At 57.1% G+C, this 827-nt stretch carries 1 protein-coding gene; it reads right to left on the reverse strand.

The genetic code is table 11. The features are described from left to right. The coding region (locus IAE38_RS23655; RefSeq protein ID WP_201219580.1) for an immunoglobulin-like domain-containing protein at positions 1-827 on the reverse strand (827 nt) is incomplete at both ends.

Genomic DNA, 827 nt, shown 5'->3' on the forward strand with positions numbered 1-827 from the left:
CCTTCAGTGACCGACGGGTTCGCCGTCAGTGTCGCGGTGGTGGTATCGATCGAATCGTTGATCGTGGTGACGGCTGGAGTCGGGTTAGGAGTCAGCTGTTCGAAATTGCCGCCAACCGCATCTTTGATTGTCACGCTGACGGTAGAATTGCTGCCACCGTTGTAAACGTCATTGGGCGGGGTTTGGAAGTCGATGCTGCCCTGAGTCTTGCCCGCGTCAACAGTAATGACCTGACCGTTGGACAGAGTCACGGTGACCGGCGTTTGAGCCGGGTTGGTCAGCGTCACGGTGTAAGTGATCACGCCGCCTTCAGTGACCGACGGGCTCGCCGTCAGGGTCGCGGTAGTGGTATCGATCGAATCGTTAATCGTCGTAACAGCTGGGGTTGGGTTAGGAGTCAGCTGTTCGAAGTTGCCGCCAGTAGCGTTCTGGATCGTGACGCTAACGGTTGAGCCGTTGTTGTAGACGTCATTCGCCGGGGTTTGGAAATCAATACTGCCCTGGGTCTTGCCCGCCTCAACAGTGATGACCTGACCGTTGGACAAGGTCACAGTGACCGGCGTTTGAGCCGGGTTGGTCAGCGTCACGGTATAAGTGATCACACCACCTTCAGTGACCGACGGGTTCGCCGTCAGTGTCGCGGTGGTGGTGTCGATCGAATCGTTGATCGTCGTGACAGCTGGGGTTGGGTTTGGCGCCAACTGTTCGAAGTTACCGCCCGAGGCGTCTTTGATTGTGACGCTAACCGTCGAGCCGTTGTTGTACACATCGTTCGGCGGGGTCTGGAAGTCGATGCTGCCTTGGGTTTTACCCGCTTCAACAGTGAT

The sequence above is a fragment of the Pseudomonas sp. S32 genome (assembly GCF_016648095.1).
Taxonomy (GTDB): Bacteria; Pseudomonadota; Gammaproteobacteria; order Pseudomonadales; family Pseudomonadaceae; genus Aquipseudomonas; species Aquipseudomonas parafulva.